Here is a 26,655-nt window from a genome sequence, read left to right as displayed (position 1 = left end):
TCTCGCGTGCCGGAATTGTTCCACGTGAAACCACCGGGCGAGATCTTGCAGGTCGGCGAGAGCCGACTGCATGTTCTTGCCGAGGGCGACGGCCCCGTCGTCGTCCTGTGCGGTGGGCTGGCGGGCAATTGGTTCGACTGGGATGACTGCGCGCGTCATCTTCAGTCGGACCACACCGTCGTCCGCTTCGATCGCCCGGGCTTCGGGCTCAGCGAGCCTACTTCCGAAGTTCCGACCGTCCGCGGCGAAGCTCAGCGGATCCGCGACGTGCTCGACACTCTGGGACTGAGTGGTCCGGCCGTGGTGGTCGGCCACTCCATCGCCGGCTTCTACGTCGAAGGCTTCGCGCGCCTGTTCCCCGATCGGGCGGCGGGGATGCTCCTCCTCGATTCCAGTGCCGAGAAGGAGCCGAAACGTCTTTTCCCCCGCGACCTGCTGCTGATCGCCTCCCGAGCCGCCGCGGCTTCGTTCAGCACCACCGGGCTCCAACGACTCCTCGGTACGACGACGCGCAAGATCCTCAACCAGTCCGTGCCGCCGAGTGGGTCGTCCGAAGCCACTCTCGAATGGGTCCGGAAGATCTACCGCGAGCCTCATTATCTGGAAGCGGCGATGATCGAATACGTCGCGTACACCGATATGGCGCTGGAGCTCACCGCTTTACGACGCTCGAGCAAGCATCCACTGCCCGACATCGACCTCAGCGTCGTAGCCGCACACACTGGCCACACCACTCCCTGGTCCATCGCCTGGATGGCAAAGCAGCAGAAACTCGCCACCTACCTCGGTGGGAGTTTTCACGTCCTGCGCCCGGCGCATCACCACGCGATGATCGACCAACCCGAGGAGTTGGCGAACTTGATTCGGCGCCTCACGCAGCCGAACCGTCGGGGATGACACTTAAAGTTACAACTCGGACAGTAGCCGGATCATTGCTAGTCTCGGACAGCTTCTGCTTTCTACGACAGGCTGACCATGAACCGTTCGACACGTCGGGTGCGCTCGTGCCTGATTTTCGTGGCGATCCTCGTTGTCGCCCTGGCGGGCATCGCCGCCCGTCCGCCCGGTTTTCTGTCGACCTTCTGGCCCGCCAACGCGATCCTTCTGGGCATTCTCCTCCGTAACCCGCGCTCGTTTGCGCCGATCGGACTCGCTGTCGGCGGCGCAGCGCTGCTGACGGCGGATCTTGCGACCGGAAGCCCCGTGCAGAGGGCCTTCGAACTGAATGCGATCAATCTGGTCGGCGTCACGACAGGATTGATCGCCGCGAACTTGCTCGGCTGCTTTCCGCGGCGAATCTCCGAGACGAAGTACACGGCCAGAATCTTCCTCATCTCGGTTCTGGCGTCGTTCACGGCCGGGTCCGCCAGCGCACTACGCACTCAACTCCACGAAGGAAGCGGTGCGGCAACGGAATTGGTGGGGTGGTTCTTCGCCGACCTGTGTACGTATCTGATCGTGCTGCCGATCGTTCTGTCGGCACCGACGCTCGAACACATTCGAAGAACCTGCGGGCCGTCCGTGCGGCAGAGTCTGCGCTTGAGGCGGCTCGCACAGATCCTGGCGCCTCTGGCCGCTCTCCTGGCCTGTCTGCCACTCGCCCTGGAGGTTCAGGGAGCCCTTGCGCTGCTGCTGCCGATGCCGGCGCTCCTGTGGTGCGCAATGCGTGTCTCACTGTTCAGCACTTCACTCCTGGCAGCCGGATGGAGCGCGTGGGCACTGGTCATGGCGGGTAAGGGACGTCTGGCACTGGCAGATCCGGTGCACCTACTCAGTGAGGGGGTGACCACCCGGATCTCCGTCATCTTGATGGCACTCTCCCCCATCGCCGTAGCCGTCGCCACTGGCGCACAGCGGCGCGCTGAGCGAGAACTCCAACGCATCGCCGAATGCGACGCCCTCACCGGAACGCTGAGTCGCCACGCGTTCTGGACCCAATCGCAGGAACTCCTCGACGCCCAGCACGCGGCACAACGACCGATCGCCGTCATGATGCTCGATCTCGACCACTTCAAATCGATCAACGACAACCTCGGTCACCTCACCGGCGATTCGGTCCTCGAACAGTTCGGAAACACCCTCCTCGCCGCTACCGAAGGGCTGGGACTCTCCGGCCGACTGGGTGGTGAAGAATTTGCCGTCGCCGCCGCCGACTGCACCTTCGAGGAAGCCATCCACCTCGCGGAGCGCATCAGAGAGGCGCAAGAGGCCCACGCGCGATCCATTCGCGGTTTCGCGGGAACGGTCAGTATCGGCGTCGCCTGGGCCGATCGCGCGATGCCGGGCATGGAGACTCTGCTCGATATCGCCGACAACGCGATGTACCAGGCAAAACGCGACGGCCGAAACCTCGTGGTGGCGTTCGATCTCTACATGGCAAGGTGACGTAGGTGCAACTACTCCTGATCCGACACGCGCTCCCCGAACTGGCCGAGGTCACCGAAGGCCGCGCAGATCCCTCGCTGACCGACGAAGGTCGTGCCCAGGCACTACGGCTGCCCGCAGCACTGGCGCCGTACCGGATCACCGGACTCTTCAGCAGCCCGCAGAAGCGCGCACTCGAGACCGCAGCCCCGGTAGCGCAGATATTGGGCCTTCCGGTCACCCAGCGCGAGGGTCTGGCGGAATACGACTACGAGCAGCCGCACTACATCCCGATGCACGAGGTCCTGGAGCGGGCGCCGGAAACCTATGCGCGAATCAAAGCCGGCTGGCTCCCCGAGTCGGTGGACGGCGACGCCTTTCGTGCGCGAGTCCTCGGTGCGATCGACGAGATAGTCGCGGCAACGGACAACGACGCCACCGTGGCGATCTTCTGCCACGGCGGCGTCGTCAACATCGTTCTGCAGGAACTGCTCGGACTGGAGCGCCCGTTGACCTTCCCGATCGAGTACGTGTCCGTCACGCGCATTCTCGTGTCGCGAAACGGAAGCCGCAGGGTCGGGTCGATCAACGAAACCGGTCACGTACGCAACATGCTTCGCGTGTAGTCACACGTTGTGGCACGCCACCTGATGGCCGCCCTCGACGAGACGCAGCTCGGGAACTACCTCGGCGCAGAGATCAGTAGCCAGCGGGCACCGCGTGCGGAAGCGGCAGCCACTGGGCGGATTGAGCGGCGAGGGCAGTTCGATGACCTTCTGCTCGACGTTCTGCGCCGCAGTGACGGTGGCGTCGGGATCGGGAATCGACGCCAGCAGTAGCTGCGTGTACGGGTGCAGCGCGCGGTTCTGCATGTCTTCTGCGGGGACGATTTCGCAGACGCGGCCCAAGTACATGATCATCACGCGGTCACTGATGTTCTTCACGACGGCCATGTTGTGCGCAATGAACAGCAGCGACAGCCCGTGACGCTTCTTCGCGTCCTCGAGCAGGTTCAGAATCTGCGCCTGCACGGAGACGTCGAGGCTCGAGACCGGCTCGTCACAGATCAGGACCTTGGGGTCGAGCATCAATGCGCGGGCGATGCACACGCGCTGGCACTGACCACCCGAGAGTTCGCGTGGGGTTCGATCCCACACCATGTCCGGGTCCAGCCCGACCTCGGCAAGAACCTCGCGTGCCCGAGCGTCGATGGCGGCCTTGTCTTTTCCACCCCAGATCGACGGACCCTCGGTGATGAGAGCCTTGACCTTGCGACGGGGATTCAGGGAGGAGATGGGATCCTGAAAGATCATCTGCAGCTGAGTACGGCTGCGACGCAATTCTTCCGCGCCCAGTGCCGTCATTTCCGTCTCTCCGAGGCGGATCGAGCCCGACGTCGGTGAGGGCAACTGCATGATCGCCCGGCCCGCCGTGGACTTGCCACAGCCGGATTCACCGACCACGCCCAAGGTTTCGCCCGGCGCGACGGTGAAGCTGATTCCGGACACGGCGTGAACCGTCTGCCCCTTGCCGACGTTGAATTCGACAACCAAGTCCTCGACCGTCAAGGCCGCGTCCACCGTCTCGGACTGCCTGGTATCGGTTGCTGCAGTCATCAGACCATCTCCTTCACCGCGAGCGTCAGGCCCGCTGCGGTAGTGCCGGCCTTCTCGTTGGCGACCAATGCCGTTGTGCCTTCAGGGGTGTCGACCGGGTAGTGGCACGCGAACGTGTGGCTTTCGGTTGTGTTGTCCCCCGGTCCGCCGGGAGCCAGGGCCGGGTCGCCGGTCAGGCAGTCGTCCTGGGCGTAACGGCAGCGAGCCGCGAAGCGGCAACCGGTGATCGGCTTCGTCATGTCCGGGAGTCCACCCGGAATTGTCTGCAGCACTGTGTGCGTCGGCGATTCGAGTCGCGGAATCGCGGCCATCAGCGCTTCGGTGTACGGATGACGCGGACGAGTGAACAACTCTTCGGTTGCCGACGTTTCCACAACGGAACCGGCGTACATGACCGCAACACGGTCCGATCGACCCGAGACCACACCGAGGTCGTGGCTGATCAGGATGACGGCCATATTGAGCTTGTCGTTGAGTGAGGCGAGCAGATCGAGAATCTGCTTCTGCACCGTCACGTCGAGAGCGGTGGTCGGCTCGTCCGCGATCAGCAGTTTCGGCTCGCAGGCCAGGGCCATCGCGATGACCACGCGCTGTCGCATACCGCCCGAAAGTTCGTGGGGGTACTGATCGAGCCGACGCTTGGGCTCGGGGATACCCACCATCGACAGGAGTTCCGCTGCGCGATCGCGGGCCGCGTCCTTCTTCAGACCCAGGTGGAACTTCAAGGATTCGGTGATGTGGGTACCGATGCGCTTGAACGGATTGAGCGAGGTCATCGGATCCTGGAAGACCATGGCGATCTCGGGTCCCCAGAAGTGCTTCATCTCCGACTTCTTCATCGTCGACATGTCGCGGCCGGCAAACGTCACCGTCCCGCTGATGTCGAGAGCCGGACCCTTCTGGAGCAGTCCCATGATGGTGCGCCCGAGAACCGACTTGCCGGAACCGGATTCACCCACGATGCCGAGAGTCTCGCCGGCGGAGACGTGGATCGAGACACCGTCGACTGCTCGCAACTGGCCACGGGGAGTGGCGAATACGGTTCTGATGTTGTCCGCCTGCAGCAGCGGAACGCCGTTCTGAGCTGAAGTGGTCACAGCTTACTCCGATACTTCTCGCCGATGAGGTTGAAGGAGAACACCGTCAGGAAGAGGAAGACGCCTGGTACCAGGACGATGAACGGATGCTTCTCCACGATCCCGCCCTGACCTTCCGCAATCATGTTGCCCCAGGTCGGATCAGGTTGTGCGATACCGAGTCCGAGGAAGCTCAGTGATGCTTCCGCGACGATCAGGCCGGAGACGGCCACCAGGCCGAGCGCGGCGACGGGAACGAGGACGTTGGGAACCAACTCGCGCCAGATGACGCGCCATTTGGTGGCGCCCATGGCTCTCGCGGCAAGCACGAACTCGCGTTGGGCGACGACGATGGTGTTTGCCCTGGCGATTCGAACCATGCTGGGAATGCAGAGAATCGACAGTGCGAGGGTGATGTTGCGCAGGTTCGACGTGAGCACCGCGGCCAGTGCGATGAGCAGCACCAGAGAAGGAATGGCCAGCAGCGAGTTGGTCAGGATTCCGACCACGGCGTCGACCTTGCCACGGAAATAGCCGGCCATGACGCCGATGGTGCCACCGATGATCATGCCGATCAGCACGGCGCAGATGGCGACAGTCAAGGAGGCGCGCGCACCGAACAGGGCGCGGGCGAGCAGGTCGAGACCGAAGTTGTTGGTACCTAACGGATGATCGGAGAGCAGGCTCGGCGATGCGAAGCCCGGCTCGGCCAAGGTCTTGACCGTGTCCTTGTACTCACCGAGCGGCAGCAGCGGCGCGAAGATCGCGGCCAGGATCAGCGCGACCAGCCAGATGCACGCCAACCAGTACGAGAGATCGAACTGACTGCCCCACTTGGACGTACCGAGTTTGCCGAGCCCCTTGAAGAGGAAAACCAGGGCAACGAGCGCGAGCACGATGCGGACGGTCATCATGATCACTGAACCGAAGAGTGCGGTGCCGAGCAGCGCAACGCCGACCACTGTGAGAATCGATCCGATCAGGACCAGATTCTTGGGCTGTTCCAGCGTCTCGACGGGACCGGGAGCCAGCAGGACTGTCTGCTGCCGGTATGTCATCACCTCGGACGGGGCCGGCGACGGGGCCGCTCCGTCTGGCGTCACTTCAGACATGGACACGACGACTCCTCGGGTCAAGATAGGTGTACAGAACATCGATCGCACTGTTGACGAGGACGTAGATGACCGCGATCACGACCACCGCGCCGAGCAGCATCGGCGAATCACCCTGCTGCGCTGCGCGGACGATGAGCGTGCCCATTCCGGGCAGCGAGAACAGCGTCTCGACGATCACGGTGCTGCCGATCATGCCGCCGAGAGCCAGACCCATCATCGTGATGAGCGAGAACGACGACGGGCGGAGCGCGTCACTGAAAAGCACTCGCAGCGTGGGCATTCCCTTGGCCTTCGACGCGAGGATGTAATCCTCACGGAGCGTCGTCACCAGGTCGGATCGGAGAACGCGAGCGAACATCGCCATCTCGAGGAGGCTGATGGTGATCGCGGGAAGTATTGCGTGTGAGAGGTTTCCGGAGAGGCTGTCGCCGATGCGCACCCACTGTGATCGCGGGAACCAGCCGAGCCAGTTGACGGTGACCATGATCAGCAACAGACCGGCGAGGAAGCTCGGGACGGAAAGAACACCGAACGTCGCGGCGCTGATGACGCGGTCGATGACGCCGCCTTCGTGGTGCGCCGACCAGAGTGCGAGCGGAACTGCGACGACGAGTGCGATGACCAGACCCATCACTGCCAACTGAACGCTGACGGGGAGAGCGGAACTGATCGCGGTGAGGACGTCCTGCTGCGGGGGAACGAGCGAGTTGCCGAGGTCGCCCTGGAGAGCGCTGGTCAGCCAGTCCCAATAGCGAACCAGGAGTGGATCGTTGAGTCCGAGCTGCTGCCGAACTTCCTCGTACTCGGCAGGCGTTCGGCCTTCACCGAGAACGGAGACAGCGGGATCGCCGGGGATCAGTGATGCCAGCACGAAGGTTCCGAAGCTGACGATCAGGATCACAATGACGAGCTGGCCCAATTTCTTACCTATTGCGCCGATGTTCATCGATTTCGTCTCCTTCGGACAGCGAGCTCGCAATACACAGCAGTTCCTCTGATTTCATTTCTTCGTTCGCAGCCGGCCCCGATCCGCTGCAATACGGGCGCGGGGCCGGCTGTGAACTTCAGGCTCTCTAGGACTTCCAAGCTCCGTCGAAGAGCACGATTCCGTCGAGGCTCTGCTCGAGTCCGTGAACGTTCTGGTTCCACACGTCGAGTGCGGCGACGTTGCCCCACACCTGCCACGGGACGGTTTCGTTGGCGCGTTCCTGGATCTGGGCCAGGACTGCCTTCTTGTCCTCGTCGGTGGTTGCGACGCCCAACTTGTCCAGGAGAGCATCCATTTCGGCGTCGGAGTAGCCGGTCGCGTTGTTACGGCCACCGGACTTGATGCCCGTGTACAGACGCTCGTAGGGATCGGCCTCGGCGAGGCTCAGTGCTGCGGTGCTCATGTCGTAGTCGTGATCGGCGTACATCCGCTTGACCAGATCACCTGCACCGGTGACGTATTCGATCTGAGCGTCGAAGCCGACTGCGTTGAGCATCGCCTGGATGGCCAGAGCCGTCGCCTGTGCGGACGGTTCCTGGATGGAGAGGAAGGTGATCTTTCCGTCGTAGCCGTCGGCCTTGGCCTGATCGAGCAGTTCCTTCGCCTTGGCGGGATCGACGCCGATCGGTGCGACGTCGTTGTGCCAGCGCGAGGTGTCCTGGAAGATCTCCTGGCCGGGCAGTCCCTTGCCGTTGTTGACGCGGGTGTTGAGCGTCTCCGGATCGACGGCCAGCGCCATCGCCTGGCGGACACGGACATCCGAGCCCGGGCGGCCCGGGGCCATGTTCACGTTGGCGATGTAACCGAGCGACGGGATGTCGACGAAGCCGGGGTAACCCGACTCGATCAGATCCAGGATCGGGGTGAGCGTACGCATGTACGCGGCGTCGATGCCGCCCGTCTTGAGTGCTTCGGCGGTGGGCTGAGCGCCGACGATGCTGATCAGCTTGAGCTTGTCGATGTTCGGTGCGCCGTCGTAGTAGTCGGGGCGAGCAGCCAACAGCAGTTCCTCGTTGGGAGCGAACTTCTCGAGGGTGAAGGCGCCGGCGCCGATCGGGGTGAACTGGTCACCCTGCTGGGCGCTCGGGGCGACGATCATGCCGGGTCCGGTGGCGAGCATCGACTGGATGCCTGTCCACGGATCAACGAGGTTGAAGACTACGGTCGTCGCGTCGGGGGTGTCGATCGAGGCAACCTTGGAAGCCCACAGGCTCGACTGAGGTCCCTTGTTGGTGACGTAGCGGTTGATGCTGTCGGCGACGGCCTTCGAGTCGAGAGCTGTGCCATCGCTGAACTTCACACCGTCGCGGAGCTTCAGCGTCCAGGTCTTGCTGTCCGAACTCGCTTCGAGCGACTGAGCGAGCTTGGGCTCGAACTTCTGCCCGATGGGGTCGTAACGCATGAGCACGTCGTAGATGGCGCTGAGCTCGCTGCCTCCGGTGGCGCCGGCAACCTGAGCCTTCGCGGGATCGAGAGTCGTGACCGCCGAGTAGCCGCTGAACGTCAGCGTGCCGCCTTTGGTGGGAGTGCCGGGATCGGCCTGCTCGTTGACCATGCCAATCTTCAGCGAGGAACCGGAATCAGCGGATTCGCCGCCGCCATTGCTCGAGCCGTCGTCGGCGCACGACGCCAGGAACATACTTGCGGTGATCGCCAGCGCAGCCGCAGCCAATCTGCGACTTCCGCGGCGGGAACTACGACTCATTCGAATGCCTCCAAGGCGGGGTAAGACCGTGACGTGATGTTGAACACGAAACAGTCTGTGATGGGAGGCACAGAAAATTGGATCGAGTCTCGCTCAGTGGAATCGGTTAAGTTGCAGGCCTCAACAGTCAGGTAAACCGACCCTGGCCAGCGGTTACCTTCGTGGACAGCAGACCAGCCGGTCTAGTCCCGGTCGAGCGTCGCTTCCTCGAGATCGAGCTCGCGAAGTACCTTCCGGAGGACCTCGTCGTCGATCCGGCCGGCATCGCGTTCGGCGATGAAGACGCCTCGCTCGGCATCGATCATCTCGAGGCGCAGCGAGCGGAAGGCGTTCGACGGGCTCTCCCCCAGATCCTCGTCGCTGCGTCCCAGTCGCTCCCACGCCGAGTTCGCGCGGTGGGTGTTCCAGCTTCGCAAGATGTCCGCGGCACGATTGCGGACCTGAGGGACGTCGTCGGCGTCGGCTCCGACCAATTCGTCCAGCCGCGCCGCAGCGGCCCGTGCAGCCTTGTCCTGAGCGGCCGCCTCGGCGCGAGCGTCGGACTGCTCTTCGTCCCCCTGCACGCCGAGGACACGGATCACCCACGGCAACGTCAGGCCGTGCAGCAACAGCGTGCCGACCACGACGACAAACGTCAGGAACAGGATCAGCGACCGCCCCGGGAAGTCCTCACCACTGTTGACCGTCAGCGGAATGGCGAAGGCAGCTGCCAGCGACACGACCCCTCGCATACCGGCCCACGACACGACGAACACCGCCCGCGCCGAAATCTCCGGCTCCCTCGCTCGAATACGCGGCGACAGCCAGCGCGGTACGTACGTGAACGGGAACACCCAGGCGATTCGGACCACCACGACGGTCACGAGAACGGCAACCGACGCCCAGACGACGATCGAAGTGCTGTACCCCTGCAATCCGTTGACGACGCTGGGCAATTGGAGACCGATCAACAGGAAGACGAACGACTCCAGGATCAGGTCGACGGCCCTCCACACTGCCGTGTCCTGCAAACGCGTCGCATAACTCGCACGGGTGGAGCGCTGGCCGAGGAACAATCCGGCTACGACGACCGCGATGACGCCCGACGCGTGGACCTCTTCCGCAGCCAGGTAGGTGAAGAACGGCACCACCAATCCGATTCCGCTCTCCATCACCGGATCCTGGAGCTTGCCGCGAACCTTCGAGATGACGAACCCCACCGCGAGGCCGATCACCGTTCCACCGACCGCCGCGACGAGGAAGGTCTCGAAGCCGCCGATCAGCGTCGCACCCGTACCGACGGCAGCCGCGAGAGCGACCTTGTACGCCGTCAGAGCGGTGGCGTCGTTGAGCAGGCTCTCCCCGCCCAGCAGGGTCATGATCCGGCGCGGCAGGCCGAGCTTGCGTCCGATTGCGCTCGCGGACACCGCGTCCGGCGGCGCCACGATCGCGCCGAGAACCAGAGCAGCCGCTATCGAGAACTCCGGCACGATCAGGTAGGCGACAAAGCCCACCGCAGCCGTCGTCGCCAGGGGAAGCCCCACCGCGAGAAATCCGATCGGACGCAGATTCGAGCGCAAAGCCAGGTATGAACTGTCCAGTGCTGCCGAGTACAGAAGTGGAGGCAACACGACGAACAGGACGAGGTCGGGATCGAGTTCCAATTCCGGAACACCCGGTATCTGACAGGCGATCAAACCGACCAGGACGAGGATCAGCGGCGAAGACAGCCCGAACCTTCGCGCGACCGCCGCCACCAGCAACGCCGCTACTACAACCCCCAGTAATATGCCGTTCACCCTGGCAGCATGCAGTATGGAAGGCGATGAAGAAAATCCTGAAGCGAGCAGCAGCTCGCACACAGCAGCCCGCACCCGCTCCCACCGGTTGCGAGGAACTAACCAATGCGCCCGAAACGGACCCGGCGGCGCTTACGCCCGGCGTCTGCCAGGAGTGCGCCGAGTTGGGCGAGGATAACTGGTCTCACCTGCGCATGTGCCTGTCCTGCGGCCACGTCGGATGCTGCGATTCCAGCCCTCATCAGCACGCCACCAACCACTACCGCGAAACCGGGCACCCGGTCATGCGCTCACACGAGCCCGGCGAATCCTGGCGCTGGTGCTACGTCCACGACCTGATGGACTGACCGCGCGCGACTGGCGGTGCACTGCGCATAGTGCCCACCTGTCACGGCGCACAGCCCTCGGTGTTGCGCACATTGCTCAATCCACCGGGTAGCTATTGCTCAATCTGTATGCCGATGATGGACTTTGACGCAGAATCTGCACAACAGATCGACAGGTGCGGCTGGACTTTGCCGCACCGAACGGTTCGGCCTCAGGAAGTCCTGCCAAACATCACAACCACATCGTCGGCCCCACGATCTGGGGTACAGGCGGTGCGGTGATCGATGTCCACTACTGAAGGCAGGACCGGCCGTGAACAGCCCCAACATCGACCAGAACGCTCCCGAGTCACTGGCGGAGATCGAGAAGCGCGTTCTGTGGTTGTCGACCGCGATGATCCATCACGCCAACCGTGTCCGTCCGAATCCCAGCGGGCTCAAGGTCGGCGGCCATCAGGCCTCGTGCGCGTCGATGGTCTCGATCATGACGTCCCTGTGGTTCGGCCAACTTCGTTCCGGCGACCGGGTTTCCGTCAAGCCGCATGCGGCGCCGGTGCTCCACGGCATCAACTATCTGCTCGGCGAACTCGACGAGTCCTACCTGACGACTCTGCGCGAATTCGGGGGCCTGCAGAGCTACCCGAGTCGATCGAAAGATCCTGATCCGGTGGATTATTCGACCGGTTCGGTGGGTATCGGCGCGACGGCTCCCATCTGGGGCGCCATCGCTCGCCGATACGTCGACGCCTCCCTCGGCGGCGCCGGAACCGGGCGTCAGTACTCCCTGGTCGGTGACGCCGAACTCGACGAGGGCGCGGTGTGGGAAGCAGTTCTCGATCATTCGGTTGCCGAACTGGGTGAGATCGTGTGGATAGTCGACCTCAACCGCCAATCACTCGACCGGGTGGTGCCGAACATCGCGGCAACCCGCCTGGAGCACATGTTCTCGGGTGCCGGCTGGCAGGTCATCACCGTGAAGTTCGGTGCGCTGCTGGAATCACTGTTCACCCGGCCGGGCGGCACCGCGTTGCGCGAACGAATCCTGGACATGCCGAATCCGGAGTACCAGCGCCTGCTGCGATGCACGGCCGACGAGGTACGTCTGAGACTGCCCGGCGACGCGGCGGACGCCGACGCGATCACGGCGCTGATCGACGACCTCGACGACGCCACGGTGCTCGAGGCCATCCGCAATCTCGGTGGCCACGACCTCGACGCTCTGCGAGAGGCGTACGCACAGATCGACGACACCCGTCCCACCGTGATCATCGCGTACACGATCAAGGGTCGGGGTCTGCCGACGCAGGGTCATCCGCAGAACCACTCGTCGCTGCTCACCGCCGAGCAGTTCGAGCACCTGGCGGCGGAACTCGGCATGGATCCGTCGAAGCCCTGGGAACGGTTCGAGACCGACAGCCCGTCCGGCCGCATCTGCGCCGAAACCGCTGGGCGCCTGACTCGCCCGAAGGTGGAGCATCTGGTGCCCCCGGCAGTTCCGAAAGACATCGGCCGTACGCCCTCCGGCACGTCCACCACTCAGGCAGCTCTCGGCCGGGTACTACTCGACCTCAGCCGCGAAGCGCCGGACGCCGCGAAACGTGTTGTCACACTGAGCCCGGACGTCAGTTCCACCACCAACCTCGCAGGCTGGCTGAACAAGGTCGGGGTCTGGTCCCCCGACGAGCGGCACAACTGGTTTGCCGACGACGCCGAAACGATCATGCACTGGCGTGAGAAGCCCACCGGTCAGCACATGGAACTCGGTATCGCCGAGACCAACCTGGTCGGACTGATGGGCGAACTCGGTGCAACCTGGAGTCGTTGGGGCCAGCCACTCTTCCCTATCGGCGTGATGTACGACCCCTTCATCGAGCGGGCTCTCGAACCGTGGTCGTACGGCATCTACGCCGGTGGACAGTCGATCATGGTCGGCACTCCGTCGGGCGTCACCTTGGCCGCCGAAGGTGGTGCGCACCAGTCGATCAAGACCCCGTCCATCGGACTGGAACAGCCGGGTTGCACCAGTTTCGAACCGGCATTCGCCGTCGACGTGGAGTGGACGCTCCTCGACAGCATCGGACGCCTGGGCCGACCAGACGGCAGCTCGTCGTACCTGCGCCTGTCGACCCGTCCGGTCGATCAGGCCCTGGCCGCGGTACCGACCGATCCGGCTGCGCGAGAACGCCGTCGACGTCAGGTGGTGGCCGGCGCGTACACACTGCGGCACAACCCTGATCCGGCCGTCACCCTGGTCGGCATGGGTGCCACTGTCACCGAAACACTGGTCGCAGCCGAAAGACTGGGCGAGCAGGGCATTTCCGCCGACGTCGTCTGCGTGACCAGCCCCGGCTTGCTCTTCGAAGCACTCCAGTCTCGGCGCGGTCTCGCGGACGGTCCGTCGTGGATCCTGGATCAGGTCTTTCCGAGTAGCCGGTCCGCGCCGATGGTGACCGTTCTCGACGGGCACCCGCACACCCTCGCGTTCCTGACGGGAATCAACAACGTTCCGGGTGCTGCGCTCGGAGTGAGCCGGTTCGGTCAGGTCGGTTCGCTCGAGGACGTCTACCGATACCACGGCCTCGACTCCGACAGCATCGTCCGCGCTGCCCTCGATCTCACTTCTTGATCTATCCCACTCTCTGATGCCGAGAAGCGTCCCCGCAGGGACGCTTCTCGGGTCCATTCAGTCATTCAGGTGTCTAGTTCTTCCAGGCCTTGTCGAAGAACATGATTCCGTCCAGGCTCTGCTGAATGCCGTGGACGTTCTGTCCCCACACACCGAGCCACGGGGTGTTGCCGTAAACCTGCCACGGCACAACCTCATTGGCGCGCTCCTGGATCTTGGCGAGCACCTCGATCTTCGAGTCGGTCGACGTCGCGACACCCAATTGATCGAGCAGCGTATCCATCTCGGGGTCGGAGAAGCTCGTGGCGTTGTTCCGTCCACCCGACTTGAGATTGGAGTACAGACGCTCGAAAGGATCGGCTTCCGCGAGGCTGGCGGAACCTGTTGCCATGTCGAAGTCGCGGTCGGCGTACAAACGCTTGACGACGTCGGCAACCGAGTTGACGTACTCGATCTGGAAATCGAATCCGACGGCGTTGGCCATCGACTGCAGTGCGAGAGCCATCGCCTGCGCCGAATTCTCCTGCAGCGTCAGGTATGTGATCTTGCCGTCGTAACCGTCGGCCTTGGCCTCGTCGAGAAGCTGCTTCGCCTTGGCGGTGTCGACGCCGATCGGAGCGACGTCGTTATGCCAGCGGGAGGTGTCCTGGAAGATGACCTGTCCGGGCAGACCCTTGCCCTCGTTGAGTCGGTTGTCGAGTGCGACGGGATCGGTTGCGAGCGCCAATGCCTGACGGATGCGCACGTCGGCACCGGGACGACCGGGTGCCGTGTTGACCAGCGACAGGTACGACAGCGACGGAATGTCGACGAAGCCCGGGTAGCCGGAGTCGATCAGATCCAGCACGTTCGGTAGCGAACGCATGTATGCGACGTCCGTGCCGCCGCTCTTGAGCGATTCGGTGGTGGACTGCGAACCGACAATGCTGATCAACCGCAGCTTGTCCACGTTCGGGGCACCGTCGAAGTAGTCCTCCCGAGCGTCGAGGATCAATTCCTCGTTGGGAGCGAACTTCTCGAGGGTGAAGGCACCCGCGCCGATCGGGGTGAACTGATCACCTTGCTGGGCGCTCGGCGCGACGATCATGCCGGGGCCCGTCGAGAGCAGTGACTCGATACCGGTCCACGGGTCGACGAGATTGAAGACGACCGTCGACGGATCCGGAGTGTCTACCGACGCGACCTTCGACGCGTACAGACTCGACTGCGGCCCCTTGTTGGTGACGTAGCGATTGAGGCTCGCCGAAACGGCCGCCGAATCCACCGGCGTCCCGTCGCTGAACTTCACACCGTCGCGCAGTTCGAGAGTCCACGTCTTGAAGTCGGAACTCGGTTCCATCGACTCCGCGAGTTTCGGAACAAATTCCTTCGACGCCGGGTCGTAGCGCAGCAGGGTGTCGTAGATGGCGCCCAACTCCGAACCGGCGACCGAACCCGCGATCTGAGTCTTCGCCGGATCGAGATTGGTGACGGCGGAGTACCCGCTGAACGTGAGGGTGCCGCCCTTGACCGGATCGCCCTCGCCGGACTGCTCGTTGACCGGGCCGATGGACAATCCCGAACCGGAGTCCGGTGCGTCGCCGCTCCCACCCCCGTTCCCGCTGTCAGCGCACGACGAGACGAACAGGCCGGCGGAGACTGCCAGCGCGACGGCGGCAACCTTGCGTTGACCGCGCCGAGAACTGCGACTCATTCAAAACCTCCAGGTCAGAAACTGTGATGTGAAGCATTGTCGAGACAGTTTGTGACTTAAGGCACAGGTATTAGTCGCAGGTCCCGCTCAGTGGAATGGAGCGCGAAGATTGGTCAGTTTTCGAGCGACATTCGCAGGTCAGACCCTTAGCGAAGGTCAGGAATTCATTCTGATTCAGGCGCCTTTCAACGGATGAATCGCCGGAGCGCCGTCGAGAAGTGGTCCGGCGGCGGCCAGCGCGGCCTGCAGATGCGGGGACTGCATATGAGCGTCCAACTCCTCCTGCCCGCGCCAAGTTTCGATCGTGACGAACGTGCCGGGCGCAGCCGCTGACTCGAACAACTCGTACGACACACAGCCGTCCTCGGACCGACTCGCCTCCGCGAGAGTTGTCAGAGCCGATCGGACGTCGTCCTCGGAACCGGACTTGGCCGGGATGGTTGCAACTACACGAAGCTCGCTCATCGGATACCTTTCGCAGAGGGGAAGTCAGCTAGAGACACACGCCACAAACGTACACACGAAAAGGGCAACCAATGGGGCTACTGAAGGACGTCACCGGCTGGCGACGCGGAACGAAGTTGCAGCGTCGACTGCGCGATCTCACCGGCACGCTGGTGGTGATCACCGGTGCGGGCAGCGGCATCGGGCGTGAAACGGCCCTCGCCTTCGCCGCCCAGGGAGCTATCGTCGTGGTCTCCGACATCAATCTCGAAAGCGCGCAGGACACTGCGGCACTTGTAAACATCCCTTCGCAAGCGGGCGGCGCCGAAGCAGTGTTCGGTGGCGGTGCCCACGCCTATCAGGTGGACGTGTCCGACGAACAGGCCGTGATTCGGTTCGCGGAGACCGTCGCGGCACATCACGGCGTACCGGACATCGTCGTCAACAACGCTGGAATCGGGTTCTCCGGGACATTCGCCGACACCGAGCAGCGCCAGTTCGAGCGCGTCATGGACATCAACTTCTGGGGAGTTGTCTACGGCTGCCGGGCATTTACCCCGATGATGATCGACCGGGGAACAGGAGGGCACGTCGTCAATCTGTCCTCGGCCGCCGCGTACACACCACAGAAGGCCCTCACCGCGTATTCGACAAGCAAAGCAGCGGTATTCATGCTCTCGGATTGCCTACGGGCAGAGCTGCTTCCACACGGCATCGGCGTCAGCACCATCTGCCCCGGCCTCGTTCACACGAACATCCTCAAGACCACCGAGTTCGCCGGGACCACCGCCGAGGAGCAGCTCGAGAACCAGACCAAGGTCGACAACTTCTACCGCAAGCGCAACTTCACGCCTGACCGAGTCGCCAGTGCCATCGTGAAAGCGGTTCGCACAAACAAGGCCGTCGTACCCGTGACCGTCGAAGCCAAGCTCGGACGCACGATCAGCCGGTTGTCTCCCGGGTCGATGCGCGTCGGAGCTCGGTTCGAGATCTAGGTCAGCTTCCGAAACTCAGGCTGCCCGTGAAACCCTGCTGCACATCGGCTTCCGAGCGGGGAAGAACCTCGTAGGTGCTGGCGTACTGGCCACTGAAACCGGTGACGGTGATCGGGCGTCCGACGGCGACGGCATCGAGGTCGATTCCGGTCTGTGTGTTGACGAAGATGACGGTGTTTCCCTCGGCGCCCGAGACCAGGATCTTGTGACCGTACGGCAGATCGTCGACGACGGGTCCGCTCACGATTCCGGACACCGTCACGAGACGACCTTCGCTACCCTCACCGATCGCATTGAGGGGCAGTCGCGCCGGGCTGATCTGGGAGGTCGTGCCGATTACCTCGACGGCAGTCGGGCGGACGACGAGCAGGCCTTCCTGATCCGCGAGGACTCCGGTGACCTGAACCTGATCGCCGAGAGCAATCCCGGAGTTGTTCGGATCGCTGATGTAGATGCCCGAATTTCCGCTCTGGAGACCAAAGCCCTTGTCGTAGAAGCTGGATTCGAAGACTCCCGACGGCGTAGTCGCGGTTCCCACGACGGTGACCGTCGTTCCGATGGCCTGTGCACGGGCTGCCGCGATGGAGTCCGCGGACACCTCACCGACGACTGCCGCCGGCTCCGCCGTTGCCGCAGTACCGACAAACATCGTGGCCGCGGCCGCAACTGCCAGTGCTGTCACACCCCGGCGCAGGACCGGACTCGCAAGAACGCTGTCTCGAAACATGTTTGAGGACTCCCCTGTGATTTCGTGGCCGCGCAGGTCCTCCTGATGGAGTCCGCCTTCGCCCACCCTGAGGCACAGGTTATTACAGGTCGGACGCCGCAGCGGTGGTGACATTCCGTCACCACCGCTGCTTCAAGGCATCCGAGTTTTCAGGAACCGGAGCTTCCGGACGAACCGCTCGAGCCACTGGAACCGCTGGATCCTGTTCCGCCACCGAGATCGTCGAGAGGATCGCTACCGGTGAGGCCGCCCGGGTACAGGTAGGCGTCGGAGATCGTGCTGAGCGAGGTTCCCGACGTGGCCGGTACCTTTGCTCGCCAGTTGACGATCGGGTTCAGCACTCCGAACGGTCCGCAACCACTGGCGGCGGGCAGCGCGAAGCCGGTGGCCTGGTTCCCGACCGGGCTCACCTTCAGTGCATTGTCCGGGAGCACCGTGTAGGTCGGTACCACCGACGGGTCAGGCGCGAGACGAAGATTCACCGGCGCAGCCGCGGAGCCCAGGTAGCAGTTGTCACCGAGGAACGCGTTGTTGATCTTCATCCGCACCGGGATGCTCAGATCCATGTCGGTGATGATGCCGTTGAGGGTCGGGGCAGCGGTCGCCTCCACCTCGGCGGTGACTGCGGCGAGGCCGAACAGATTGCCGAACGGCAGGTCGATTCCGAGGACTCCACCCGGAACGGTCAACGGCTTGGAGTAGACACCGTGGTGTCCGTCGTCGCGCGGGAGAAGAACGGTGGACTCACCTTCACCGGAGCCGGCCTCGGCGGCGATGATCATGTCGCCTTTTCCGATCGGGAGGTTGAAGCCGTTGTTGTCGAAGGTTCCGCTCTGAACCACAACCGACACACAGGATTCGGCAGTAGCCGGACACACTGCGGCACCGGGTATCGAATTGTCGACCGGATCCTGAGCCGAGGCCATCGGCGCCGCGAACGCGAGGACCGCACCTGCGGTACCTGCAATGACGGCCACGCGCGTGCCGAGACGTCGGTTGCCGTTCTTGTGAGATTTCTGCACTGATTTCTCCCTGCCGTTTATGTGATGGGGGACGAAACTCGCAGTCATTGCTTGTGTTTCGACCGCCGCCGACAAGGTCTTCGCGGTGTGCTCCTACTCACAAGTAACAACTGAAAAGATGTATATCACAGGACTTCGACTTAAAAACAGGGCAAAAGGGAGTTTCCTTAAAACGGACAAAATAAGCGGTACGGTATGTAACACTCACGGGTGATGAACACGAACAGACTGGTCCTCTGCGTCGCGGCAGCGGGCCTAATCCTCAGCGGCTGCAGCAGCCAATCCGACAGCGACGCAGCGGAATCCACATCTGCTGCCACCAGCACGTCGATCGCGGCAACGTCGAGTTCAGCTGCCCCCAGTACGCTTTCCGAGCTGCTGACCAGCCCGCTCGCCGCAACAACTCCGGAAGCCGCGCCGAGCGTCGTCGAATCGACGCCCCCGCCGGTGTCGCTACCAGTAGCGCCACAGGTAGCGCCACCGGCAAACTCACCGATCGACGCCCGCTCACCGGAAGAGATCGTCGCGAACGCCGGCGAGAAGGGGCAGCGGTACATCGCCGCTCTGCGTCTGGCCGGGATCCCGCCCGCCGGAATGGATTCCGCAGAGATCCTCTACGCCGACGGCACCTGCAAGGCGCTCGCTGACGGTATGCCTCGGTCCGAAGTGCTGGCAGAGTTCAACTCCGTCGGCGAGGTGTACTCACAGATCACGCCGATGTCCTCGCAGCGTATCGCCGAGATCTACGTCGACACGGCGGAGCAGACGTACTGCTGATCAGGCCTTGCCGGCCAACCAGCCGTGCAGCCAGGACGTCGCCGAATTGCCCGCGCCGTCAACGACGTAACGCGTGTAGTCGGTGTGCACCTGCGAGCCGTAGAAGTCGACCAACTGATCGATGCGCCGCGAGTTCGCGCCCGGATCGAGCTGGGCCATCAAAGCGGGGAGACCGCCTGCGGTGATCAGATCATTGACGATCACGGCGGCCTCGTCGCGCAGCGCGAGCGCACTGGCCGGAGTGGGATCGGACGCCTGAGCCATGAATCCGGCCAGACGCATCACGAAATCGTCCTTCGGCGTCGAGCAGTACAGGTCACCGACCGCGCAGAGCGTCACCGTTTTGCCTGACAGCCAACCGAATCCACCGATGCGAGGGCCGCTGGCACCGTTACCGCCGACAGCGGGGCCGATCAGGACGTCGGACTCGGAACGACGGGGATCTGACAGCAAGCCGACGCCCTCGACGCGAGTCGGGGGGACCACGCCGATGCCGGTTCCGATCTCGGCGGCGAGATCGCCTGCCGCGTCGGCGCCCTGGCTGTATCCGACGATGGCGAAGCGAGTGTCACCGCACGAGGCGGCCATGGCGCCGATCATGCCGCGGGCATTGTCGACGGCCTGCTGCTTCGACTTGGCGTAGACGTTGGACTCCCACGGGAAGGCCGTCGCCGAGTAGGTGACGTAATCGGTGCGTACGGAGCCCGGAAGCCCGTTGGTCACCGGGGCGAGCATGCCGGCGCCGGGCCTGGTGCCCGAGGGCTCCCAGGTTCCCGGGATGGCCACGACGTACAGGCTGGGGCAGGGATCAGCCGACGCCACGGGAGCACTGACAACCGGTACCACTACTGCCGCAGCAAGTGCCGACAACACCGCAACGAGACGCCTCGCACGCATGAAACTCCCCTGTTTTACCTTCAGCAACCCATACACCACTATCGGTGCTCCGGAATCATACTGTCTGGGCGTTGTGTCTGTCCGATGCACGATTGATGAAGGTTTGTTACAGATCGTGCGAATTGCTTGCAGAAACAAAGCCGCACCCCACCGAATGCGGTGGGGTGCGGCTCTGTGAGAGCCTCTAGCGCTGCGGAGCCGCTGTCGGGTGGATCGGTGACGGAAGGGCCGTGACACCCTCGAGGTAGGTGTCCACAGCGGCTGCTGCGGAACGTCCCTCGGCGATGGCCCAGACGATCAGGGACTGACCGCGGCCCATGTCGCCGGCCACGAACACGCCGTCGACGTTGGTGTTCCACTTCGACGTGCGGGCGACGTTGCCACGCTCGTTCAAGTCGACACCGAGATCGGTGAGCAGACCCGGCTTCTCGGGACCGACGAAGCCCATTGCCAGGAGCACGAGATCGGCTTCGAGCTCGAAGTCCGAGCCCTCGACCTTCTCGAAGCGACCCGACTTCATCTCGACCTCGTGAGCCTTGAGTCCGGTGACCTTGCCGTTTTCACCGACGAAGTTCTCGGTGTTGACGGAGAACAGACGCTCGCCGCCCTCCTCGTGAGCCGAAGCCACGCGGAACATGAGCGGGTACGTCGGCCACGGAGTCTGCTCGGCGCGAGTCTCCGGCGGACGCGGCATGATCTCGAACTGGTGGACGCTGGCCGCACCCTGACGGTGCGAGGTGCCGAGGCAGTCCGCTCCGGTGTCGCCGCCGCCGATGATGACAACCTTCTTGCCCTCAGCGGTGATGGTGGGAGCGTCGAGGTCACCCAACTGCACGCGGTTGGCGATCGGCAGGAACTCCATCGCCTGGTGGATGCCGTCCAGGTCGCGGCCCGGGATCGGAAGATCGCGAGCTGCAGTGGCGCCGCCGGCCAGAACCACTGCGTCGAACTGCTCGCGCAGCTCGTCCGCGGTGATGTCCACGCCGACATTGACGTTGGTCTTGAAGACGGTGCCTTCGGCTTCCATCTGCTCGAGACGGCGGTCGATGTGCCGCTTCTCCATCTTGAACTCGGGGATGCCGTAGCGCAGCAGGCCGCCGATGCGGTCTGCCCGCTCGAAGACCGTCACTGCGTGACCGGCGCGGGTCAGCTGCTGCGCTGCAGCCAGACCGGCCGGACCACTGCCGACAACTGCGACCCTCTTGTTGGTGGCGTGCGCGGCGCGAACCGGCTTGACCCACCCTTCGTCGAAGGCCTTGTCGATGATCTCGACCTCGACCTGCTTGATGGTGACCGGATCCTGGTTGATGCCCAGGACACAGGACGCCTCACAGGGTGCGGGGCACAGTCGACCGGTGAACTCCGGGAAGTTGTTGGTCGCGTGCAGACGCTCGATGGCGTCGTGCCAGTGGTCCTTGTATACCAGGTCGTTCCACTCGGGAATCAAGTTCCCGAGAGGGCAACCGTTGTGGCAGAAAGGAATTCCGCAGTCCATGCAACGACTGGCCTGGGTCTTGAGGGTTTCCTTCGGGAACTCCTCGTAGACCTCTTTCCAGTCGAGCAGGCGCAACGGCACTGGCCGGCGAACCGGAAGTTCGCGCGACGTGTGCTTCAGGAAGCCGCTTGGATCACCCACGAGCTGCCTCCATAACTGCCTCGTCCACGTTCTTGCCATCCTTCTCTGCGGCCGCGATGGCCAAAAGAACCTTCTTGTAGTCGCGGGGCATCACCTTTGCGAAGTGACCCACCTGCTGCGACCAGTCAGCGAGGATGCGCGTTGCAACCTCGGAGCCGGTTTCGTCGCGATGACGTTCGATGGCGCCCTTCAACCAGGTGAAGTCGTCGCCCGAAAGATCCTCGAGGTCCACCAGTTCGGTGTTGAGGTTCTTCTCGAATGCCTTGTCGGGGTTGTAGATGTACGCGACGCCACCGGACATGCCGGCGCCGAAGTTACGTCCGGTGGCTCCGAGGATGACCACCTTTCCACCCGTCATGTACTCGCAACCATGATCGCCCACACCCTCGACGACGGCAGTGGCGCCGGAGTTACGGACTGCGAAGCGTTCGCCGACGACACCGCGAAGCAGAGCCTCGCCGCTGGTGGCGCCGAACAGGATGACGTTGCCACCGATGATGTTGTCCTCGGCGACAAAGCCTTCCGCTGCATCGAGCGGCGGGCGTACGACGATGCGTCCACCCGAGAGGCCCTTGCCGACGAAGTCGTTGGCGTCGCCGTGCAGGCGCAGGGTCATACCGCTGGGCACGAAAGCACCGAAGCTGTTACCGGCGGAACCGGTGAACGTGATGTCGATGGTGCCCTCGGGCAAGCCCTCTCCACCGAACGCCTTGGTGACTTCGTGGCCGAGCATGGTGCCGACCGTGCGGTTGACGTTGGTGATCGCGGACTCGAACGAAACCGCCTCACCCTTGTCGAGTGCGTTGCGGGCCGAGACGATCAACTGCTGATCGAGTGCCTTGTCCAGACCGTGATCCTGCGTGCCGGTGCAGTGGACGTCCTGGTCCATGAACGCGGACTCGACCTGGGTGAGGATCGGCGACAGATCGAGATTGCCTGCCTTGCTTCCCTTCCAGTGATCGAGAGCGCGCGTGGTGTCCAGCATGTCGACCTGGCCGACGGCTTCGAGCAGCGTGCGGAAACCGAGTTCCGCGAGAAGCTCGCGAACCTCTTCGGCGATGAACATGAAGAAGTTCTCGACGAATTCCGGCTTGCCGCTGAACCGCTGACGCAACAACGGGTTCTGCGTCGCGACACCGACGGGGCAGGTGTCGAGGTGGCAGACGCGCATCATGATGCAGCCCGAGACCACCAGCGGTGCGGTGGCGAAACCGAACTCCTCGCCACCGAGCAGGGCAGCGACGACGACGTCGCGACCCGTCTTGAGCTGGCCGTCGACCTGCACGACGATGCGGTCACGGAGACCGTTGAGCAGCAACGTCTGCTGGGTCTCGGCGAGGCCGAGTTCCCACGGTGCGCCCGCGTGCTTGACGGAGGTCAGCGGGGTGGCACCGGTGCCACCGTCGTGACCGGAGATCAGAACGACGTCGGCATGTGCCTTGGAGACACCGGCCGCGACGGTTCCGACGCCGACCTCGGAGACCAGCTTCACGTGGATGCGGGCCTGCGGGTTGGCGTTCTTCAGGTCGTGGATCAGCTGAGCGAGATCCTCGATCGAGTAGATGTCGTGGTGCGGCGGCGGCGAAATCAGCCCGACGCCAGGCGTGGAGTGCCGAACCTCGGCCACCCACGGGTACACCTTGTGAGCCGGAAGCTGGCCGCCCTCACCGGGCTTGGCTCCCTGCGCCATCTTGATCTGGATGTCGGTGCAGTTGCTCAGGTAGTGCGAGGTGACACCGAAGCGTCCCGACGCGACCTGCTTGATGGCACTGCGACGCAGATCGCCGTTCTCGTCCGGCGTGAAGCGCGACGGATGTTCGCCGCCCTCACCGGAATTGGAGCGGGCGCCCAGACGGTTCATCGCGATGGCGAGAGTCTCGTGAGCCTCGGCGGAGATGGAGCCGTAGCTCATCGCGCCCGTCGAGAAACGCTTGACGATCTCGCTGGCCGGCTCGACCTCGTCGATCGAGATCGACGGCCGCTTGCCGATGTTGAAGTCGAACAGACCACGCAGAGCGGCAAGGCGCTCCGACTGGTCGTTGACCATGGTCGTGTACTCCTTGAACACCTCGTACTGACCTGTGCGAGTTGCGTGCTGGAGCTTGAAGACGGTGTCCGGGTTGAACAGGTGGTACTCGCCTTCACGACGCCACTGGTACTCGCCGCCGACCTCGAGCTCGCGGTGAGCGCGCTCTTCGGGGCGATCGAGGTATGCGACGCGGTGACGTGCCTGGACGTCGGCTGCGATCTGGTCGAGGCCGATGCCACCGAGCTGCGACTGCAGACCGGTGAAGTACTCGTCCGTCAGCTCCTGCGAGAGGCCGATGACCTGGAACAGCTGAGCACCGGTGTACGACGCGAGCGTCGAGATGCCCATCTTGGACATCACCTTCAGGACACCCTTGCCGGCTGCCTTGATGTAGTTCGCGATGCCCTTCTCGAGGGTCAGACCCTCGAGCTCGCCGTTCTGCAGGAACTCGTCGATGGTCTCGAAAGCCATGTACGGGTTGACCGCTGCGGCACCGAAGCCGATGAGGAGCGCCATGTGGTGCACCTCGCGGGCGTCGCCGGCCTCGACGATGAGGCCGACCTTGGTGCGCGACTTCTCACGAACCAGGTGGTGGTGCACAGCCGAGGTGAGGAGCAGCGACGGGATCGGTGCGTAGTCCTCGGTGGACTCACGGTCCGAGAGCACGACGATGCGCGCGCCACCCTCGATTGCCTGCGAGACCTGGTACTTGATGCCCTCGAGCGCACGACGGATACCGTCGCCGCCTTCCTTGACGGGGTACAGGCCGCGGATTACGACGCTGCGGAAGCCCGGGAATTCGCCGTCGTCGTTGACGTGAACGAGCTTCGACAGGTCGTCGTTGTGCAGGATCGGCTGCGGGAGCGCAATCTGCTTGCAGGAGTCCGCATTCGGGTGCAGCAGGTCGCCCTCGGGGCCGATGGTCGCGCCGAGGCTGGTGACGACCTCTTCACGGATCGCGTCGAGAGGCGGGTTGGTGACCTGAGCGAAGAGCTGCGAGAAGTAGTCGAACAGCATCCGGGGACGTGACGAGAGCACGGCGATCGGAGTGTCGGTACCCATCGAGCCCAGTGCCTCGGCACCGGAGAGAGCCATCGGCTTGACCAGCAGGTTGACCTCTTCGTTGGTGAAACCGAAGAGCTGCTGGCGCAGGACGACGCGCTCGTGCGACATGTACGTGTACGGACGGTCCGGCAGGTCGTCCATGTGGATCAGACCTTCGTCGATCCACTGCTGGTACGGGTGCTCGGCAGCGAGTTCGTTCTTCAGTTCCTCGTCGCTGATGACCCGGCCCTGCGCGGTGTCCACGAGGAACATGCGGCCGGGCTGGAGGCGGACCTTGCGGACCACGGTGGACGGATCGATCGGCAGAACGCCGACCTCCGACGCCATGACGACGAGGCCGTCTTCGGTGATCCACAGACGCGACGGACGCAGACCGTTGCGGTCCAGCACGGCGCCGATGACGGTGCCGTCGGTGAAGCACACCGACGCCGGTCCGTCCCAGGGCTCCATGAGAGCCGAGTGGTACTCGTAGAACGCCCGACGTGCGGGGTCCATGCTCTCGTGCTTCTCCCAGGCTTCCGGGATCATCATCAGAACTGCGTGCGGCAGGCTGCGGCCGGCGAGGTGCAGCATCTCGAGCACCTCGTCGAAACGAGCGGTGTCGCTGGCGCCCTGGGTGCAGATCGGGAAGATCTTGTCCAGGTTCTCGCGGCCACCGAAGACGTCGCTGTCGATGAGGGACTCGCGAGCGCGCATCCAGTTCTCGTTGCCGGTGACGGTGTTGATCTCACCGTTGTGAGCGACCCGTCGGAACGGGTGCGCCAGCGGCCACGACGGGAACGTGTTGGTGGAGAAGCGCGAATGGACCAGGCCCAGTGCGCTCTCGACACGATCGTCCTGCAGATCGAGGTAGAAACCCTTGAGCGGCGGGGTGGTGAGCATGCCCTTGTAGACGAACGTCTGGCCGGACAGGCTGGGGAAGTACACGGTCTCGCTACCCGGGCCACCCTTGCCGGCGCCTTCGGAGCCGAGTTCGTGCTCGGTGCGCTTACGTACCACGTATGCACGACGCTCGAGATCCATGCCGGTGTACTTGTCACCCTCGGAGCCGATGAAGATCTGACGGAACGTCGGCATCGCGTCGCGCGCCAGTGCGCCCAGCGATGAGTCGTCGGTTCCGACCTCGCGCCAGCCGAGAACCTTCAGGCCCTCTTCGACGACGATCTTCTCGACTGCAGCAGCAGCCTCGTGTGCATCGGCATCGCCCTGCGGGAGGAATGCGATACCGGTTGCGTACGCGCCTTCGGCGGGCAGCGCGAAGTCCACGACAGCTCGGAAGAACTTGTCGGGAACCTGCAGCAGAATGCCCGCACCGTCACCCGTGTTGGGTTCGGATCCGGCAGCGCCGCGATGCTCGAGGTTGACCAGAGCGGTGATCGCCTTTTCGACGATGTCCCTGCTGCGGCGACCATGCATGTCGACAACAAATGCGACTCCACAGGAGTCGTGCTCATTGGACGGGTGATAGAGGCCCTGGGGGCCTGGAAGTTGCTTCATACCCAGCCTTCGTATGCCATAAAGATGCACCGACGACCAGCAGCGCTGATGGCCATCAACTTGCAATGCAAGTCCTTCAAAGCACCGACACGACGATGTGTTCGGTACCACCGAAGTAGCCGCCCTGCGCAGACGCGATGGTGTGCGTTCTGGCACCCGGCGACGTGAGTCTTCGGTCGGTTGAAACTTTTGTGAGTCAACCGTGTAACGAAAACGATAATTCAGAACCCCGGCACGGGCGCAACTAAGGTAGCCCTATAATTGCTCTGAACTGCGGCG

At 63.6% G+C, this 26,655-nt stretch carries 20 protein-coding genes; 7 read left to right on the top strand and 13 right to left on the bottom strand.

Going from position 1 to position 26,655, the window contains the following annotated elements:
* Positions 1-6: 6 nt before the first annotated feature.
* From ACN50D_RS23175 to ACN50D_RS23165, 3 genes are all read left to right on the top strand, one after another.
* The gene (locus ACN50D_RS23175; RefSeq protein ID WP_007735816.1) at positions 7-897 is read left to right on the top strand and encodes an alpha/beta fold hydrolase; all 891 of its coding nucleotides are present in this window, start codon (positions 7-9) and stop codon (positions 895-897) included.
* A gap of 78 nt (positions 898-975) precedes the next feature.
* Positions 976-2,385 (top strand): diguanylate cyclase, encoded by a 1,410-nt coding sequence (locus ACN50D_RS23170; protein ID WP_212634037.1) that lies wholly within the window; start codon positions 976-978, stop codon positions 2,383-2,385.
* A gap of 5 nt (positions 2,386-2,390) precedes the next feature.
* Complete coding sequence (locus tag ACN50D_RS23165; protein WP_003943544.1) at positions 2,391-2,990, top strand: histidine phosphatase family protein; 600 nt, start codon at positions 2,391-2,393, stop codon at positions 2,988-2,990.
* Here ACN50D_RS23165 and ACN50D_RS23160 read toward each other — a convergent pair whose 3' ends face one another.
* From ACN50D_RS23160 to ACN50D_RS23135, 6 genes are all read right to left on the bottom strand, one after another.
* Positions 2,991-3,980 carry an ABC transporter ATP-binding protein gene (locus ACN50D_RS23160; protein ID WP_054188717.1) on the bottom strand — a complete coding sequence of 330 codons (990 nt, stop codon included), beginning with the start codon at positions 3,978-3,980 and terminating at the stop codon, positions 2,991-2,993.
* The gene (locus ACN50D_RS23155; RefSeq protein WP_003943600.1) at positions 3,980-5,077 is read right to left on the bottom strand and encodes an ABC transporter ATP-binding protein; all 1,098 of its coding nucleotides are present in this window, start codon (positions 5,075-5,077) and stop codon (positions 3,980-3,982) included. Before ACN50D_RS23155 ends, ACN50D_RS23160 begins: the two co-directional genes overlap by 1 nt.
* Positions 5,074-6,168, bottom strand: coding sequence for an ABC transporter permease (locus ACN50D_RS23150; RefSeq protein WP_249343268.1), 1,095 nt, complete (start codon positions 6,166-6,168; stop codon positions 5,074-5,076). The genes ACN50D_RS23155 and ACN50D_RS23150 overlap by 4 nt, the downstream gene beginning before the upstream one ends.
* Positions 6,161-7,117, bottom strand: a complete 957-nt coding sequence (locus ACN50D_RS23145; protein WP_212634035.1) for an ABC transporter permease — start codon at positions 7,115-7,117, stop codon at positions 6,161-6,163. The genes ACN50D_RS23150 and ACN50D_RS23145 overlap by 8 nt, the downstream gene beginning before the upstream one ends.
* Before the next feature lie 127 nt (positions 7,118-7,244).
* Positions 7,245-8,864, bottom strand: a complete 1,620-nt coding sequence (locus ACN50D_RS23140) for an ABC transporter substrate-binding protein (protein WP_125050146.1) — start codon at positions 8,862-8,864, stop codon at positions 7,245-7,247.
* Between the two features lie 182 nt (positions 8,865-9,046).
* On the bottom strand, positions 9,047-10,642 hold the full coding sequence (locus ACN50D_RS23135) for a Na+/H+ antiporter (RefSeq protein WP_030536674.1): 1,596 nt from the start codon (positions 10,640-10,642) through the stop codon (positions 9,047-9,049).
* 26 nt (positions 10,643-10,668) lie between these two features.
* On the opposite strand from ACN50D_RS23135, the gene ACN50D_RS23130 reads away from it, so the two are divergent.
* Positions 10,669-10,989 carry a UBP-type zinc finger domain-containing protein gene (locus ACN50D_RS23130; RefSeq protein ID WP_003943615.1) on the top strand — a complete coding sequence of 107 codons (321 nt, stop codon included), beginning with the start codon at positions 10,669-10,671 and terminating at the stop codon, positions 10,987-10,989.
* A 292-nt stretch (positions 10,990-11,281) separates the two neighbouring features.
* Positions 11,282-13,594 carry a transketolase-like TK C-terminal-containing protein gene (locus ACN50D_RS23125; protein ID WP_075831717.1) on the top strand — a complete coding sequence of 771 codons (2,313 nt, stop codon included), beginning with the start codon at positions 11,282-11,284 and terminating at the stop codon, positions 13,592-13,594.
* A 73-nt stretch (positions 13,595-13,667) separates the two neighbouring features.
* Here ACN50D_RS23125 and ACN50D_RS23120 read toward each other — a convergent pair whose 3' ends face one another.
* A complete protein-coding gene (locus ACN50D_RS23120; protein WP_212634034.1) occupies positions 13,668-15,287 on the bottom strand; it encodes an ABC transporter substrate-binding protein in 1,620 nt (539 codons plus the stop codon).
* 174 nt (positions 15,288-15,461) lie between these two features.
* A complete protein-coding gene (locus ACN50D_RS23115; protein ID WP_003943546.1) occupies positions 15,462-15,752 on the bottom strand; it encodes a putative quinol monooxygenase in 291 nt (96 codons plus the stop codon).
* A gap of 71 nt (positions 15,753-15,823) precedes the next feature.
* Here ACN50D_RS23115 and ACN50D_RS23110 point away from each other — a divergent pair, with 71 nt between their 5' ends.
* Positions 15,824-16,726: an SDR family NAD(P)-dependent oxidoreductase gene (locus tag ACN50D_RS23110; protein ID WP_003943614.1), complete on the top strand. Its 903-nt coding sequence runs from the start codon at positions 15,824-15,826 to the stop codon at positions 16,724-16,726.
* Position 16,727: 1 nt separating this feature from the next.
* Here ACN50D_RS23110 and ACN50D_RS23105 read toward each other — a convergent pair whose 3' ends face one another.
* Together ACN50D_RS23105 and ACN50D_RS23100 are read right to left on the bottom strand one after the other, a co-directional pair.
* Positions 16,728-17,453 carry a hypothetical protein gene (locus ACN50D_RS23105; protein ID WP_042453658.1) on the bottom strand — a complete coding sequence of 242 codons (726 nt, stop codon included), beginning with the start codon at positions 17,451-17,453 and terminating at the stop codon, positions 16,728-16,730.
* A 149-nt stretch (positions 17,454-17,602) separates the two neighbouring features.
* Positions 17,603-18,475: a hypothetical protein gene (locus tag ACN50D_RS23100; protein ID WP_003943530.1), complete on the bottom strand. Its 873-nt coding sequence runs from the start codon at positions 18,473-18,475 to the stop codon at positions 17,603-17,605.
* Positions 18,476-18,688: 213 nt separating this feature from the next.
* On the opposite strand from ACN50D_RS23100, the gene ACN50D_RS23095 reads away from it, so the two are divergent.
* Positions 18,689-19,252 (top strand): DUF732 domain-containing protein, encoded by a 564-nt coding sequence (locus ACN50D_RS23095; RefSeq protein WP_212634033.1) that lies wholly within the window; start codon positions 18,689-18,691, stop codon positions 19,250-19,252.
* Here ACN50D_RS23095 and ACN50D_RS23090 read toward each other — a convergent pair whose 3' ends face one another.
* From ACN50D_RS23090 to gltB, 3 genes are all read right to left on the bottom strand, one after another.
* On the bottom strand, positions 19,253-20,149 hold the full coding sequence (locus tag ACN50D_RS23090; RefSeq protein WP_007735797.1) for a cutinase family protein: 897 nt from the start codon (positions 20,147-20,149) through the stop codon (positions 19,253-19,255).
* Between the two features lie 184 nt (positions 20,150-20,333).
* Positions 20,334-21,785 carry a glutamate synthase subunit beta gene (locus ACN50D_RS23085; RefSeq protein ID WP_212634032.1) on the bottom strand — a complete coding sequence of 484 codons (1,452 nt, stop codon included), beginning with the start codon at positions 21,783-21,785 and terminating at the stop codon, positions 20,334-20,336.
* A complete protein-coding gene (gene gltB, locus ACN50D_RS23080) occupies positions 21,778-26,376 on the bottom strand; it encodes a glutamate synthase large subunit (RefSeq protein WP_419970239.1) in 4,599 nt (1,532 codons plus the stop codon). Before gltB ends, ACN50D_RS23085 begins: the two co-directional genes overlap by 8 nt.
* Positions 26,377-26,655 lie beyond the last annotated feature (279 nt).

It is taken from the genome of Rhodococcus sp. SB1D, from assembly GCF_048573875.1.
In the GTDB taxonomy this organism is placed as follows: Bacteria; Actinomycetota; Actinomycetes; order Mycobacteriales; family Mycobacteriaceae; genus Rhodococcus_F; species Rhodococcus_F qingshengii.
This window is presented reverse-complemented; position numbering and strand designations above follow the sequence as displayed.